We start from the raw sequence: 14,592 nt of genomic DNA on the forward strand, positions 1-14,592 counted from the left end.
CCCCGTCATCCCGCGACTTGATCGCGGGACCCATGTATTCCGTTGTGGATCCCGCGATCAAGTCGCGGGATGACGGGAGTGTCCTTATAAACCGACAAGAAAAAGACGGGCATATCACTCGGATTTCTGTAGTATTCGGAGCTTAGAGACAGAGGTTAGCTTGCGCTTTACATCCCGCAAAAGGGACAAGATCCAGAAAAAACAAAGGAAAAGAGCAAAAGAACAATCGCTGTCGCAATCCCGGCGGCAATATCATCTAGCATAACGCCTAGCGAGGCAGTGCTGGGTTGCTCAGCCAACCGTCTGTCGATCCAACCAATTGGCCATGGCTTTAAAATATCAAAAAAACGAAAAAGGATGAAAATCAAAATCAAATGTATGGGAGTGATGGGGTGATAAAAAGAAAACACCATGGCGGCCGTAAACATTCCAGCAACTTCGTCAATAACAATGTAAGACGGATCTGAGTCGGAAAAATTCTGTTCCTTTAGAACGGATTGCGTTGCATACCATCCAATAACAGACATAAGCACGGTAAGGATAGCCAGAGAAACGCTTGTGGCGCCAAACCAGTTCAAGGTGAATAAAAAAAGAAGGCCGGCCAAGCTGCCGAACGTTCCGGGCATCCAGGGGAGGTTCCCCACACGGCCTACAGTGGCAATAAGATAAAACATCGCGGCTGCACATTAAATTTAGGGGAAATTTGGTTGCGGGGGCTGGATTTGAACCAACGACCTTCAGGTTATGAGCCTGACGAGCTACCGGGCTGCTCTACCCCGCGACAACATTTATAAGTAATACACCTTCCTTTGGTGAAAAGCAATAGTCTTTTTTACCGTTGCGTGCTATAAACTTAAGGAAAGGATATTTTTGGAAAGGAGTTGAATACATCTGTGGAAGTTATGGTACGCGACAATAACGTCGATCAGGCCCTTCGTGCATTAAAGAAAAAAATGCAAAGAGAAGGGATCTATCGCGAAATGAAATTGCGTCGGCATTTCGAGAAACCTTCCGTGCGCAAGGCACGCGAGCAATCCGAAGCCGGCCGTCGATATCGCAAACTAATGCGCAAGCGCTTAGAACGCGAAGGATACTAGACTAGATATATGCCCATTCAGATCATTTCCTGGGGAAGCTTGCTTTTGTGGAAAATCATGTAAGGGGTATATTCCTGGATGGCCGCGTCGGACTTCGTCCTCCTCGCCATGACGATAGTAACGTCATGGCGAACGAGCGAAGCGAGTGTGGCCATCCAGAAAGCCATTCTTCTGTCTATTAACCTCCAGAGAAACACTATGGTCTTGCCCACAAAACAAGAAAGGATTCAAGTCCATCAACACAATCCTTATAACAGGGTCGGCCATTAGAATTGGACGGGCGCTTGCCTTGCATTATGCCAGGGCCGGATGGACGGTTGCCATTCATTACAACACCTCACACGCTGACGCATCGATCTTAGCGGCTGAAATTACAGATGCCGGGGGTAGTACTGCGCTTTTTTCTGCAGACCTCCGAGATGAAGATAGCTGCACCCAATTAATCCCCGCCGTTTATGACAAACTGGGGCCGATTCATTGCTTAATCAATAATGCTGCTGTTTTTCATTATGATACAGCCCAATCATCCACAACGGAGATTTGGGATGATCATATGCAAATCAACTTGCGCGCCCCCTTTGTTTTGTCGCAGCAATTTTATCGCCAATTACCCCCGGATCAGATGGGTAATATCATTAATATTCTGGATCAACGGGTTTTGAATTTAACCCCGCATTTTACATCTTATACCGTCAGCAAGGCTGCCTTATGGACATTAACCCAGACGCTGGCGCTGTCATTCGCCCCGCGTGTGCGTGTGAATGGAATTGGACCGGGATATACGCTGGCTGGCCGCGCAGAAGAAAAAGAAAAGTTCGAACATGCCCAAAATCACCTCCCCCTAAAAGCATCCGGCAGCGTTGAGGAAGTTTGCAAGGCGGTTGATTTTATTATATCAACGCCGTCCCTTACCGGACAAATGATTGCACTCGATGGTGGTCAACATCTGGGATGGTCATTCCCCAAGAATTATTCATAATCATGTTGACCAAGCAGGCATGGGGAAAACAGGGGCTGACTCGTAATGACCCACTGACAAAACAACAACTGGATTCCCCTGATGATTTTGCACACAAACAGAATCAATGCCAATGGCCTGACCTTTATAATCAAAACTGATTGGCCCCCCGTAAACAATTCTGTTTGCTATGTAAGTTTCCTTTAGGGCAAGCCTTAACCGATCCCCATCTGTTGAACCGGCCCGCTTAAACGCATCTGCAGCAATCAAAACGGCCTCGATAGCAAATGCGATATTGAGATCAAAGTGGTCGTTTGGGTATTTTTTTTTAAACACAGTCATGGCTTTTTGGGTTAGTGGCGAAAGGGAATTGTGCCAGGGTGTATTGGACATACAATAATTTGCGTGACGGCCTAAAGACTTACAGAACAACCCCTCGTGCATGCCTGTGCTTCCGGGACCAATAATCCCCATGGGGCAATAGTGCTGCTTGACGCACTCACGTATCATCTGAGTAGCGGGATTTATCGAAACAATGGGGATTAAAAGATCGACTTTTGCCGCTTTAATATGGGCAATCTCACTGGATAAATCTCGTGTCCGTTCATTAAAGGCGACTTCTTCAATAATTTTAAAGGGCAGATTGGCATTAGAAATAAGTCTCATGATAGATTCGCGCAATGACTGTCCATACAGGGTGCTCGCATACATCAACGCAGCCGTTTTAGGGGTGACTGGGGCTTGTTTAAACAGTTCCCCCATTAGGCTTAGTCCATTTTTTGCAAGCTGTTCTGTTGTGGGATAATTACGAAAAACGTATCGATAGCCTTGCTCCGTAATGCCCGAAGCTGCTGAAATATTAATAAGAAAGGGAATCCCCCTTCTTTCGCACACCTGCGCTATGGCCGCCGTGACATTGGAATTCTGGGCCCCAATTAAAAGGTGAGCCCCCTCATTGATAAGCTTTTCCGCTTTTAGTGACCCCTTTTCAGGGCTCGATTCCGTATCACCATAAACAATTTCGATAGGGAGATTGAGACCCCTTAACAGGACTTCCGCTACCTTGGCACCGCGTTCGCAAGAAAGGCCCAAAGAGTCATATCCTGTCTTGGGGGACAGAACTCCCATACAGAACGTTTTCTTTTTCCTAATCTTACAGCCAGACATCCCCAACAAGGAAACCCCAGCCGAGGCTATGGAGAGTACATTAAACGTGCGTCGTGTCAGCAAGGATCACATCCGATACTATTTAACCTAAGTTCGATGCAAGAATCCCCAAAAACCTCGTGTTTTGCAGGACAATCCTGGATTGCTTCGTCGCTTCGCTCCTCGCAATGACGTCGTTGCGATGAGGGCGAAGCCTAAAGAAGCAATCCAGACTTTAAAACATTAGCCTTGATATGGCATTTCCGGTTTTTCTTACGTCGAACTCAGGTTATATTTAACAAAACCTTCAAGTGGACGATACTAAAAATTGCCAGGCTTGACAAGTGCCCATGCTCTAAATGAGCATCGATCACGCCATGTGCATTCCTCCATTCACGTGGATCGTTTGCCCCGTGACATAACATGCCTCTGGCGAGGATAAAAATGCAACAGCGGCTGCAATTTCCTCTGGCTTTCCCATGCGTCCAAAGGGAATGGATGACAAGATTTTTTCTTTAACGACATCACTTAGGCTGTTTGTCATAGGGGATTCAATAAATCCAGGGGCCACGCAGTTAATGGTAATGCCACGGGTTGCGACTTCTTGAGCCAATGCTTTTGACATTCCAACCAAGCCTGCCTTGGATGCACAGTAATTGGCTTGTCCTGGGTTACCCGTTGCACCCACAACAGAGGCGATATTAATGATCCGGCCATACCGGTTCTTCATCATTGATTTGATGCCTGCCCGGCAAAGACGAAAGGAAGCCGTCAGATTGATATCAATGACTTGTTGCCATTCATCATCCTTCATCTTCATACCCAAATTATCACGGGTAATCCCGGCATTGTTAACCAGGATATCAATCTTTCCCAATGCTTTTTCTGCAGCCGGGAAAAGACTTTCAACGGATTCAGCTTCCGAAAGGGAGCATGGGAAAATGAAAACCTCGGTTCCGTAACTTTCTTTTAATGCACTAGCAAGCTCAGCCAGCGCAGATTCCCGCGCCATAATGTCGGAAATTGCCAGTCTGGCCCCTTGTTTCGCCAGGGTGTGAGCGACAACACTACCAATACCGCCCGTTGCCCCAGTGACCAGGGCCGTATATGAATTTAATGAAAACATGTTATAATCCTTTGTTATTAGTTACTATTTGTACACTCTAAAAATTTTTCAATATCTATTGGTTCGTTAACAGAAAATGCATTTATTGTTGTGTTGATTCGCTTGTTAAGGCCCGTTAAAACCTTTCCGGCGCCAATCTCTATAACAACACTTACCCCAGATTGGGCAAGATTGGCAACGGTTTCACGCCACCGAACACGACCGGTTATTTGTTGAACCAAAAGTGATGCGACAGAATCTTTTCCATCCAATGGTAACGCCGTGACGTTGGCCATGACGTTTGTTTTTGGATGATCTATGAATGTGCCTTCCAAAGCGTCCTTCATGACGTCTGCCGCATATTGCATTAGCGGGCTGTGAAATGGGGCGCTGACGGGTAACTTTAGAGCCAATTTTGCGCCCGCTTGCGTTGCCAATGCCATCGCCATCTCAACAGCCTCGGTATGTCCGCTGATTACAATTTGTTCCGCCGTATTATCATTGGCCACAACACACAGGTTATCTGCGCTTTGAAAATTGACAAGCAAGGATTCCACCTTTTTTAAGTCTAATCCAATAATTGCAGCCATCGATCCCTTTCCAACGGGAACGGCTTTCTGCATGGCTTGGCCACGCAAGCGCACCAATCGAACAGCATCCTGCAGGCTGAAAACACCCGCCGCACACAGGGCTGTATATTCCCCCAACGAATGGCCAGCCATGTATTGGGCCATTTCAGACGCCTTTTTTCCCGATTCAGCCTCCAAAACCCGCAGCACAGCCATGCTAATTGCCAAAAGGGCGGGTTGAGCATTTTCGGTTAGGGTGAGCTCCTCTTTTGTTCCAGTCAGAATCAGATGGGTCAGATCCTGTTGCAAGGCCTCGTTGACCTCCTCCATCACATGGCGTGCTGGTTCAAAATTTTCAATGAAATTCTTTCCCATTCCAATAGATTGAGAGCCTTGCCCCGGAAAAACAAACGCGATAGACATCAAATACAGTTCCTTTAAGTGATTAGCTACATGTGTTATTTTAGGCACGGTTCATACATGGCGTCAAAATAATAATTGGTTTCTGTCGCCCCACCCTGTTGGTTTCGTTACCATGCTAACAGATGGGCATTGTTTGGCCCCATCCATTCCATATTCTTTCATTTTTATAACCTGAGTTTTGCGCCATGTTTCTTTATCTTTCGCTTTTAATCACCTGTATTCTGGCAGGGATTGAAATTGATATTTTCACGCCAAGTTTCCCCGAAATAGGACGCCATTTTCAGCTATCTCCCTTTATGCTTCAGCTGATGTTGAGCGTAAATTTCGCCGCATACTGCGTTGGATCGTTGTTCGTTGGATCCCTTGGGGATCGGTATGGTCGCCGCCCTGTTATTTTGATTAGTTTTATTATCTTTATTGTGGGCAGTTTCTTGTGCACATTTGCGCCCACATATGAATGGCTGATTTTGGGGCGACTCCTTCAGGGGCTTGGAATCAGCGGACCCGCTGTATTGGCCTATGTGGTCATTATCGATGCCTATCCACCGGAAAAACAGGCTTCTATGATGGGTATACTGAATGGCATCATCACGCTGTCAATGGCCCTGGCCCCCGTTTTTGGAAGTTACGTCAATTTGTATTATGGGTGGCGTGGGAATTTCTCGATTCTTTTGGGTCACAGTATCCTGGCTTTTGGTTTGTGTTTATGGACATTACCGAAGGGTGTTAAAAATCCAAATGCTTCGTTATCCCTGGCTGGATATAGTGAATTACTTAAATCACGTACGGTCTTAACGTATATATGGGCGCTTTGTTTTTCAGTTGTTGGATATTGGGTCTTTATTGGAATCTCCCCATTGCTATATATGGATAGTCTGGGTGTGGATTTAAAGCATTTTGGATTCTATCAAGGGGCCCTATCTGCTGCCTATGCTGTCATCAGCCTAACAAGCCCACTGCTTTTCAAACGATTCGGGCTAACCCGCAGCCTAAAGGGTGGAACGATTCTGCAGCTAAGCGGCAGCTTGGCCCTGATGATGGCAGGTGTATTTTTAACAGATAACCCCCTCATCATAACCGGCTTGATGATTGTTATTTCCCTTGGGGTTGTTTTTCCATTTAACATTTTGTTCCCGGCCGCATTAGAAGCAGTCCCCGACAGCAAGGGAAAAATGGCCGCCCTCATGAATGCCATTCGATTAATCATTTGCGCCATTGCACTGGAATTCATAGGGTACATATACACGGGCGCATTTTATCCAATTGCCCTGTTTATTGGTGTGTCGGCAACCTCGGCATTCTTACTGATTCGTCAGCTGCCCGATTGGCGGAAATCAGAGGCTATACCCAAGATGAATGAAAAAGTTGAAATTTTATGACAGAGATTTTGTTCAGAAACAAGACAAAAAATCCGAGAATAGCTATTCTATTTAAGGATTTTTTTGTCGCTGTTTACGGGCAAAAGATCAAACATAAAGATCAACTTTTTCATTTAGATTGGGTATAACTGACAGGACTCGATCCCAGAAATCATCTGCATCCCAACAAGGCTGTTGGTGATAAAGGCTCCTGTGGCGATTTTGTACAAGTCCCTTGTGATCTGTTGAATTTTGACCGTTCGGGATCGAATGATTTCCGCCCGCATGATTCCGGGCAGCGCGCCATCAGTCAGTGGTGGCGTTAGAATCTCCCCATCCACAATCAGGAACAAATTCCCGGCTGTGCTGCAAACCAGATTGCCATCTTTATTGCACAACAGCATATCATCATACCCCTTTTCCTCGCCCTCTATCCGGGCCAAAATTGCGGTTTGATACCCCAGGTGTTTGACATGACAAAGGGGGGGCGTGCTATCCCTAACATACATGGAAATCCCAACCCGGACGGGGGTGGTTGGTCGATTATAGGGTATTGCTGTAATCAACAGGGTTGGCTGAGCACCCTTTGGCGGGCACAATCCACGCCCCCCTGCCCCGCGCGTTACAGTGATACGAATGGCTGCCAGATCGCGCATCAACTGATTGGCATCCAGCAGGCGCAGGACCTGATCCCAAAGCGTATCCAGCACCAGGGGGATCCGAAACAAATCCGCTGATTTCCGCAAACGATCCCCATGAGCCTGAAAATGTTCTGGTACACCATCAACCGATAGCACTGTTGTAAAAAATCCATCCCCCAACAAGAACCCCCGATCCGTAATGGAAATCGAAGCTTCATCGTGGTGACAAAGCTGTCCGCTTAGACTAACAAACATGGCCCATCCAAAAAATTCCTCAAAAGATCATGTCCATGCTGCGTTAACACAGCCTCCGGATGAAACTGAACACCAATAATAGGATGGGTTTTATGCGCCAGGGCCATGACCTCCCCTTCCTGGCTGGTGGCTGTCACAACAAGGTCATCCGGCAACGCATCAGTGGACACAATCAGGGAATGATACCGCCCAACCAAAAGCGGATTGGGTAACCCCCTAAAAATGCCTGCCCCATTATGGCTGATCGGACTGGATTTTCCATGCATGGGCTTGCGCGCTTTGGTCACAATACCACCAAAAACGTGCCCGATACATTGATGGCCCAGGCAAACCCCCAAGATTGGGATTTTATGTCCGAAATGCCGAATGACATCATTCGAAATTCCAGCCTCGTTTGGGGAGCAGGGCCCCGGCGAAATAATAATGCTGGTGGGGTTTAGGTCCGCAATTTGATCAAGGGTGATTTGATCATTCCGATGTACAGCCGTTGTCCACCCCAGTTCCACCACGTACCGGGCCAGGTTATAAACAAATGAATCATAGTTATCAATCAAAAGAATCATAGAAGGCGCCGAAAAATAGTGACCAAAACCTGTTGTTATCATACAATGACAACGATCAATTTCCACCAACAATTGAAAGTCCACCGTCAATGCAAAATACTTTTTTATGGCACATTCAAATTCGTTTAAACCACAGCGGTGTCGATCAGGCTGTTCAGTTGTTGGAAACCATGGGGATGCAGGCGGTTGGCTGGTCAGAATGCGATGATTCCGCACCATCGGATTTATTGGATGAACAAGGTTTTTTCATTGCAGAGGAGTTTTTGGTAGAAGGTTTTTCCAAGGCAGAGCCCGACTATCACACCATCCACACAGGCTTGATGGCATTATCAGCAGTACATAAAATCCCGCAAGCCCATTTACAAATTGCGCCGGTTGATAATCGTGATTGGCTCAGTGTTTGTTACCAGCAATTGCCCCCGCATACCATTGGGCGTTTTTATGTATATGGCAGCCACAATACGGAACCATTCCCGGATGGATTGATCCCGCTTCAGGTGAATGCAGCAACTGCGTTTGGCAGTGGTGATCATCAAAGTACCACGGGGTGTTTACTGGCGATTAGCGACTTTGCCGATACTCATCAGTTTAGTAAAATGCTGGATATGGGGTGCGGGTCGGGGATTTTGGCAATCGCGATGGCAAAGGTGTGGCAGGGCCGCATTGTTGCCGTTGACAATGATCCAGAATCAGTTCGGGTTGTTGCGGAAAATAGTCACATTAATGACTGCGACCCCCTTGTTGAAAAGGTGTTGAGCGAGGGGTTTGCCCACCCTGCGTTGAATCAACTGAATGAAGAGTTCGATTTGATCGTTGCTAATATTCTGGCAAAACCCCTTTGTTTGATGGCGGCTGATGTAAAACGGTCGTTGAAAAGCGGCGGCTTTGTTATTTTATCAGGATTGCTTGATCGGCAACAGGATCAGGTTTTGCAGGCCTATCGCGATCAAGGTTTGTTTTTATTCAAATCGTATCATATCGACCAATGGGCAACATTGGTGCTGAGTGCTAATGCTGACTTATGTCCGCCGGTTTCCTGAGGAATAACTCTGGTTCCCTTAGCTTTTCGCTACACCTACCACGAAGGATTCAGGTCTGCAGTACACTTGGGCGGATAGTTTTTTATCCAGCTCATCGTAAAAAATAGAAAAACACTGTCTGGTCGAGGGGGTGCTAAGGCTGCCACTACTCCGAACAGAGTGCATGACTGCTTTTTTCGGGGTGAAATCGTTTAAATTGTGTTCCTCAAGAACAGCATCCAGCGTTGTTCCGGGTGTTGCTGGCGTGACAGGAGAAGAACCATAAACTGAATATTCTACTTTTGTGACAGAAAAAGGGTGATCATCATGCATGCCATCACCATCAACAAGGGTGAATTGATCACCAGCCCTTAATTGACACAAGGTCTTAACAGTCGTCAAATTTTTTATGCTTCCTGTTCGGAAAAAATGAATCTCAGGGGTGGTGCTGACATCTGTGATTTGGGCTGCATGCCCCCCTAAAAATGAAAAGGTTAAGATTCCGTTAATAAAAAGGACTGATTTTAAAAAATTATACTTCATTGAACTTGATCCATAAATAGAACACATCTTTATTAATGGTATGCGTTCTATTTATAAAATCAAGGGAAATTTTAATTCGCACCTTGTCTTTTTTCATAAAAGATACTATTATGGCCAATAAGCGAAATAAATCAATAGAATGGATATTATGATATCTTTTATCGATATAACGCCCCATGAAACACTGAGGGCCATTGCCCGTCAGGCCCAAGAAAAACGGCTCTCTCTTAATTTCACCCAACAAACTCTATCAAGGCGATCTGGTGTCAGCTTTGGTGTCGTGAAAAAATTTGAATGCACGGGAAAAATATCCCTTGAATCTCTTCTTAAGATTGCCCTTGCGTTAGACTCCCTTTTGGATTTTCAAAATTTATTTAAACCAACGTCCCTAGAGCATGGCACTCTTGATGAACTAATGTCCGATAAAACAAGCAAAGAAGGCCTGCGTAAACGGGGACGCCAATGACTTTTCAAGCCATATCCATGCTTTACGTTTATCTAATGAGGGGAGATGAGAAACTTGCTGTAGGGCGTCTTGCTGCAAAAAACCGTCACCTCTTTTTTGAATATACACCCAAATTCATTAAAACGGGTCTCCAGATCTCTCCCTTAAAACTACCCTTAAAACCAGGCGTGATATCCTGTGACGACAGAGTTTTTGAGGGGTTGTTTGGTGTTTTCAATGATAGTTTGCCTGATGGATGGGGGCGATTGCTTCTTGATCGAAAACTTATGCAACGACACATTAATCCAAAAGATTTATCACCCCTCGATCGTTTACGATATGTTGGCACACACGGCATGGGGGCATTAGTTTATGAACCAGAAATGGAAACGGGTGACGGACTGGCCCATTGTGATGATCTTGATGAAATCAATGATGCGTCTTTACGATTTCAAGAAAACAAGGATAATTCCCATGATGATACCTTTTTTGATGACTTGTTGGCCCTGAATGGTTCTTCTGCGGGTGCACGCCCCAAAATCGTTACCAACATCAATGGGGATGATTGGCTGATAAAGTTCCGGTCCGCCTTTGATCCAAAGGACAGCGGACCCATTGAATATGCCTATCACTTAATGGCGAAGGAGGCTTTTCTTGATGTGCCTGATGCCAAACTGTTTCCTTCAAAAAGGGAGCCTGGATATTTCGGTGTTAAGCGATTTGACAGAAAAGCAGGAAAGCGGTTTCATGTCCATACCATAAGCGGGCTTCTTCATGCTGATCACCGTCTGCCCTGCCTTGATTATGCAACCATACTAAAAGCAACCCTCTGGCTTACCAAAGATGCACGGGAAGGCGAAAAACAATTTAGAGCTGCCGTTTTCAATGCCTTCAGCCATAATCGGGATGACCATGCCAAAAACTTCTCTTTTCTCATGAATGAAAACGGGGAATGGTGCGTTGCGCCATCCTATGATCTGATGTTTTCTTCTGGGCCCAGCGGTGAACACTGCACCGTGTTTATGGGGGAAGGCAAACACCCGACACGATCCCATCTTTTAAAGTTGGCAGAAGTCGGCGGGATTAAAAAACAAAAAGCCCTGGAAATTATTGATGAAATCCAGGGCGCAGTATCCAAATGGGATCATTTTGCAAAAAAATCCGGCGTCACATCCGGATCAAGAATCATGATCCGGAATGCTTTTGATCGTATTGCCCATCTATTGGGGTGATGCCGCCTTTGTGCGTCAAAAATCACCCGAACTACCCCAGCAACTGTCCACAAACATCCTCGAACGAGGGAACGTTCTGAACTGGCCCCAGGGTCGTCAAGGATGGTCGTGACCGAAACAACCGTTGTGCCAACGCTGAAATTTGTTCGCTTGTGACGGCATTGATGTTCGCCACTATCTCCTTCGGCGGAATCGGGCGTCCATAAACCAGGATCTGGTTAGCCAACCGTTCGCACCGACTCGATGTACTTTCAAGACCCATCATCAACCCAGCCTTTAATTGGGCCTTGGCTTTTTGAATTTCTTCGGCTGTCAACGTGCTGCTGACTATCCGCAACTGCTCGCAAATGACGGGGGCCAATTCTTTGACTTCCTCTGGCCCTGTGCCCGCATAAACAGAAAATAGTCCAGAATCCCGATAACTTGCGGTGCTGGAATGAATTGTATAAACAAGCCCCCTTTTTTCGCGGATTTCCTGGAAAAGGCGTGATGACATCCCGCCACCCAACACTGTCGACAGCACCATCATGGCGTAATAATCTGGGTGTTTAAATGGCAGCCCCTCAAACCCCAAAATGAAATGAACCTGCTCCAAATCCTTTTGTTGGCGGTAATCCCCACCCTGATACGCAGCGGGCTGATCCTGGACGGTTGAATCCGACTGTAACGATGTAAAATTCCGGCGAACTGTTGCGACCAGATCATCGTGATTGATGTGCCCAGCGGCTGAAAAAACCATATTGCGCAGGCTGTAATTCTTTTTCATGTACCCCTTGACGGTTTCTGGCATCAGGGATCCGATCACATCGACCGTTCCCAATGTTGGACGTCCCATCGATTGATCGGGGAAACATGTACTTTGAAAATAATCAAACACGACATCATCGGGTGTATCATTGGATTGGCCGATTTCCTGAAGAATAACGGATCGTTCGCGATCAAATTCAACCGGATCAAATGTGGAGTTTTGGAGAATATCCGCCAAAATATCAACCGCAAGGTTGGTGTCGTCCTTTAAAATACGCGCATAATACGCCGTTGATTCGCGCGCCGTGTAGGCATTCAGATACCCACCAACAGCCTCTATTTCCTGGGCGATTTGGGGGGCGGTTCGACGCGCTGTTCCCTTGAACGCCATATGTTCCAACATGTGCGCGATTCCATTGATTTCTTTCGTTTCGTGACGCGTCCCAACATTCAGCCAAACGCCCAGCGAAACAGTTTCCACCGAGGGGATAAAATCCGTTATAATACGAAGGCCGTTATCCAAAACGGTTTCTTTAATCTGCATATATAGTGATCCTTTGTGATGAAAACTTATTTAAATCTTAAAAATTTTGTCTTGATTCTTTTGGGTTCTCTTATTTTGTACCTTATTTTAGGCCAGAAAACCATTCCAAATCCCAAAGCATCGCCCCTGACGGTGGTTGTATCGATTAAACCCATCCACAGTTTGGTCGCCGGCGTGACCGATGGGGTTCTTGAGCCCACATTGTTGATTGATTCGCATGCCTCCGCGCATACATATTCGTTAACACCAGGGGATGCGAAACTATTGTCTGGTGTTGGTTTATTTGTTTGGGTTGGGCCCATTTACGAAACGCACATAAAAAATACAGTCGATAAATTGGTCCCGGATGATAAAGTTTTGATGCTATATAAAGCAACAAATCAAAAGCTTTTGCCCAACCGAACAGGGTCATTTTTTCCAGCAGGCTGTTCCGATCATGCTCACGATCATGGTGACAATACCGATGGCCATATTTGGCTGAATCCTGAAAATGCGATTGGCATCGTCGATGCTGTGGCGCGGGAACTGGCTAAACGGGATTACGCTCATGCCGACCAATACCTTGATAATGCCAAAAAGGTCATCGAAAAACTCAAAGCACTAGACGTAGAATTGCAAGCTCTGCTAAAGCCCGTTCAAAAAAAGCCGTATCTTCAATACCATGATGCCATGCATTATTTTGATCAACACTTTGGGACGACATCCATTGGTTCGGTAACGATCGAACCCGATATGCCCCCCAGTGCCCAGCATTTTATACGGCTCAGGGCTTTGTTGGCGGATAAAAATAACCCACTCTGCCCCCTTTGTTTATTCTTTGAACCGCAGTCGATTAATCAGATGAACCAAAAATTAGCCTCTGAATTTTCTATTCCTTTTGCCATGTTAGATTATTTGGGGAAGGATCAAAAACCAGGGCCGGATGCATATTTTGAAATCATGCGAGGCATAGCCCATACGTTGATTGAGGGGCTAGTCATTCCATGAAAGCAAATCCGCCCCGCCTGGCATTAGTTGCCAGCACCAGCAAAAAAGCAAGATCCATGAAAAAGATCCTGGAAAAAGGGATTGAATTGGTCCCCCCAGAGCAGGCGGACAGGATTGTTGTTTTGGGGGGTGATGGGTTTATGTTACGGAGCCTCCATCAATTTCAGTCGCTTGGTAAACCGGTTTACGGGATCAACTGCGGTACAGTGGGCTTTTTAATGAACAGCCCAGATATTCAATCGGTCGATGACTTGTTCCAGCGTTTAAAGGCAGCAGAAACAACCGTTCTGCATGCGCTGAAAATGGATACCATAACAACACAAGGGGTTGCCGTTTCCCATTATGCCATCAACGAGGTTTCGTTGCTTCGGCAAACGCACCAGGCCGTCAAAATTCGCATTACCGTGAACGGTGTTGTCCGGCTAGAGGAATTAATCGGCGACGGGCTTATTGTGGCAACGCCTGCCGGTAGCACGGCCTATAACTTTTCGGCGCATGGACCCATTTTACCGCTTGGGACACCGCTTTTGGCGTTAACACCGCTCAGTCCCTTTCGGCCACGGCATTGGCGGGGGGCTTTGTTGCATAACACGGCACACATTCGCCTTGATATACTGGATGCAGATCATCGCAGCATCAGCGCCACAGCGGATGACAGAACGGTACAGTCAGTTCAGCGAGTCGATATCTATCAGGATCAAACAATTGGATTCGCATTGCTTTTTGATCCCGGGCACAATCTAGAAACACGAATCCTACGGGAACAATTTATTGGATTCTGAGAAGACTTGATATGATCTAAGCTCGATGCAAGAACCTATCAAAAGTCCAACGAAGTAACCCAGGATGCAATGACATTCGGTTGGCATGAAATTCACATCAAAACAACATCCACTCCCCGTCACAATCCCGCGGTGACCAGGAGGATCCACTGCACATTTAGACACCATGATCAAGCCA

Annotated in this window: 16 protein-coding genes and 1 tRNA gene; 8 read left to right on the forward strand and 9 right to left on the reverse strand. The window is 46.3% G+C overall.

Annotated elements, in window-relative coordinates:
* Positions 1-167 precede the first annotated feature (167 nt).
* Positions 168-674, reverse strand: a complete 507-nt coding sequence (locus NTX76_03920; protein MCX7338411.1) for a phosphatidylglycerophosphatase A — start codon at positions 672-674, stop codon at positions 168-170.
* Between the two features lie 30 nt (positions 675-704).
* Positions 705-781 (reverse strand) — tRNA-Met (locus NTX76_03925).
* Positions 782-893: 112 nt separating this feature from the next.
* Between NTX76_03925 and rpsU the strand changes: the two genes are divergently transcribed.
* Together rpsU and NTX76_03935 are read left to right on the forward strand one after the other, a co-directional pair.
* Positions 894-1,097 (forward strand): 30S ribosomal protein S21, encoded by a 204-nt coding sequence (rpsU, locus tag NTX76_03930; GenBank protein ID MCX7338412.1) that lies wholly within the window; start codon positions 894-896, stop codon positions 1,095-1,097.
* A 235-nt stretch (positions 1,098-1,332) separates the two neighbouring features.
* Positions 1,333-2,076, forward strand: a complete 744-nt coding sequence (locus NTX76_03935; GenBank protein MCX7338413.1) for an SDR family oxidoreductase — start codon at positions 1,333-1,335, stop codon at positions 2,074-2,076.
* Here the strand turns inward: NTX76_03935 and NTX76_03940 are convergent, their stop codons facing one another.
* The 3 genes from NTX76_03940 to fabD all read right to left on the reverse strand — a co-directional run bounded on the left by NTX76_03940 (position 2,077) and on the right by fabD (position 5,298).
* The gene (locus tag NTX76_03940) at positions 2,077-3,183 is read right to left on the reverse strand and encodes an ABC transporter substrate-binding protein (GenBank protein ID MCX7338414.1); all 1,107 of its coding nucleotides are present in this window, start codon (positions 3,181-3,183) and stop codon (positions 2,077-2,079) included.
* Between the two features lie 388 nt (positions 3,184-3,571).
* Complete coding sequence (gene fabG / locus NTX76_03945; protein MCX7338415.1) at positions 3,572-4,327, reverse strand: 3-oxoacyl-[acyl-carrier-protein] reductase; 756 nt, start codon at positions 4,325-4,327, stop codon at positions 3,572-3,574.
* Between the two features lie 17 nt (positions 4,328-4,344).
* Positions 4,345-5,298 (reverse strand): ACP S-malonyltransferase, encoded by a 954-nt coding sequence (gene fabD / locus NTX76_03950; protein ID MCX7338416.1) that lies wholly within the window; start codon positions 5,296-5,298, stop codon positions 4,345-4,347.
* 185 nt (positions 5,299-5,483) lie between these two features.
* On the opposite strand from fabD, the gene NTX76_03955 reads away from it, so the two are divergent.
* Positions 5,484-6,677: a multidrug effflux MFS transporter gene (locus tag NTX76_03955; GenBank protein ID MCX7338417.1), complete on the forward strand. Its 1,194-nt coding sequence runs from the start codon at positions 5,484-5,486 to the stop codon at positions 6,675-6,677.
* Positions 6,678-6,790: 113 nt separating this feature from the next.
* Here the strand turns inward: NTX76_03955 and NTX76_03960 are convergent, their stop codons facing one another.
* Positions 6,791-7,552, reverse strand: a complete 762-nt coding sequence (locus tag NTX76_03960; GenBank protein MCX7338418.1) for an aminotransferase class IV — start codon at positions 7,550-7,552, stop codon at positions 6,791-6,793.
* Positions 7,537-8,115 carry an aminodeoxychorismate/anthranilate synthase component II gene (locus NTX76_03965; protein ID MCX7338419.1) on the reverse strand — a complete coding sequence of 193 codons (579 nt, stop codon included), beginning with the start codon at positions 8,113-8,115 and terminating at the stop codon, positions 7,537-7,539. Before NTX76_03965 ends, NTX76_03960 begins: the two co-directional genes overlap by 16 nt.
* Positions 8,116-8,204: 89 nt before the next feature.
* Here NTX76_03965 and NTX76_03970 point away from each other — a divergent pair, with 89 nt between their 5' ends.
* Positions 8,205-9,155, forward strand: coding sequence for a 50S ribosomal protein L11 methyltransferase (locus NTX76_03970; GenBank protein MCX7338420.1), 951 nt, complete (start codon positions 8,205-8,207; stop codon positions 9,153-9,155).
* A gap of 18 nt (positions 9,156-9,173) precedes the next feature.
* On the opposite strand, the gene NTX76_03975 is transcribed toward NTX76_03970, so the two are convergent.
* Complete coding sequence (locus NTX76_03975) at positions 9,174-9,677, reverse strand: hypothetical protein (protein MCX7338421.1); 504 nt, start codon at positions 9,675-9,677, stop codon at positions 9,174-9,176.
* A gap of 148 nt (positions 9,678-9,825) precedes the next feature.
* Between NTX76_03975 and NTX76_03980 the strand changes: the two genes are divergently transcribed.
* Both NTX76_03980 and NTX76_03985 read left to right on the forward strand, forming a co-directional pair.
* The gene (locus tag NTX76_03980) at positions 9,826-10,143 is read left to right on the forward strand and encodes a helix-turn-helix transcriptional regulator (protein MCX7338422.1); all 318 of its coding nucleotides are present in this window, start codon (positions 9,826-9,828) and stop codon (positions 10,141-10,143) included.
* Positions 10,140-11,354, forward strand: coding sequence for a type II toxin-antitoxin system HipA family toxin (locus NTX76_03985; GenBank protein ID MCX7338423.1), 1,215 nt, complete (start codon positions 10,140-10,142; stop codon positions 11,352-11,354). The genes NTX76_03980 and NTX76_03985 overlap by 4 nt, the downstream gene beginning before the upstream one ends.
* A gap of 31 nt (positions 11,355-11,385) precedes the next feature.
* Here the strand turns inward: NTX76_03985 and NTX76_03990 are convergent, their stop codons facing one another.
* On the reverse strand, positions 11,386-12,645 hold the full coding sequence (locus NTX76_03990; protein ID MCX7338424.1) for a pitrilysin family protein: 1,260 nt from the start codon (positions 12,643-12,645) through the stop codon (positions 11,386-11,388).
* A gap of 18 nt (positions 12,646-12,663) precedes the next feature.
* On the opposite strand from NTX76_03990, the gene NTX76_03995 reads away from it, so the two are divergent.
* Both NTX76_03995 and NTX76_04000 read left to right on the forward strand, forming a co-directional pair.
* Positions 12,664-13,632, forward strand: a complete 969-nt coding sequence (locus NTX76_03995; protein ID MCX7338425.1) for a zinc ABC transporter substrate-binding protein — start codon at positions 12,664-12,666, stop codon at positions 13,630-13,632.
* Positions 13,629-14,414 carry an NAD kinase gene (locus tag NTX76_04000; GenBank protein ID MCX7338426.1) on the forward strand — a complete coding sequence of 262 codons (786 nt, stop codon included), beginning with the start codon at positions 13,629-13,631 and terminating at the stop codon, positions 14,412-14,414. The genes NTX76_03995 and NTX76_04000 overlap by 4 nt, the downstream gene beginning before the upstream one ends.
* Positions 14,415-14,592: the final 178 nt, after the last annotated feature.

Source organism: Alphaproteobacteria bacterium (assembly GCA_026400645.1).
In the GTDB taxonomy this organism is placed as follows: domain Bacteria; phylum Pseudomonadota; class Alphaproteobacteria; order Paracaedibacterales; family CAIULA01; genus JAPLOP01.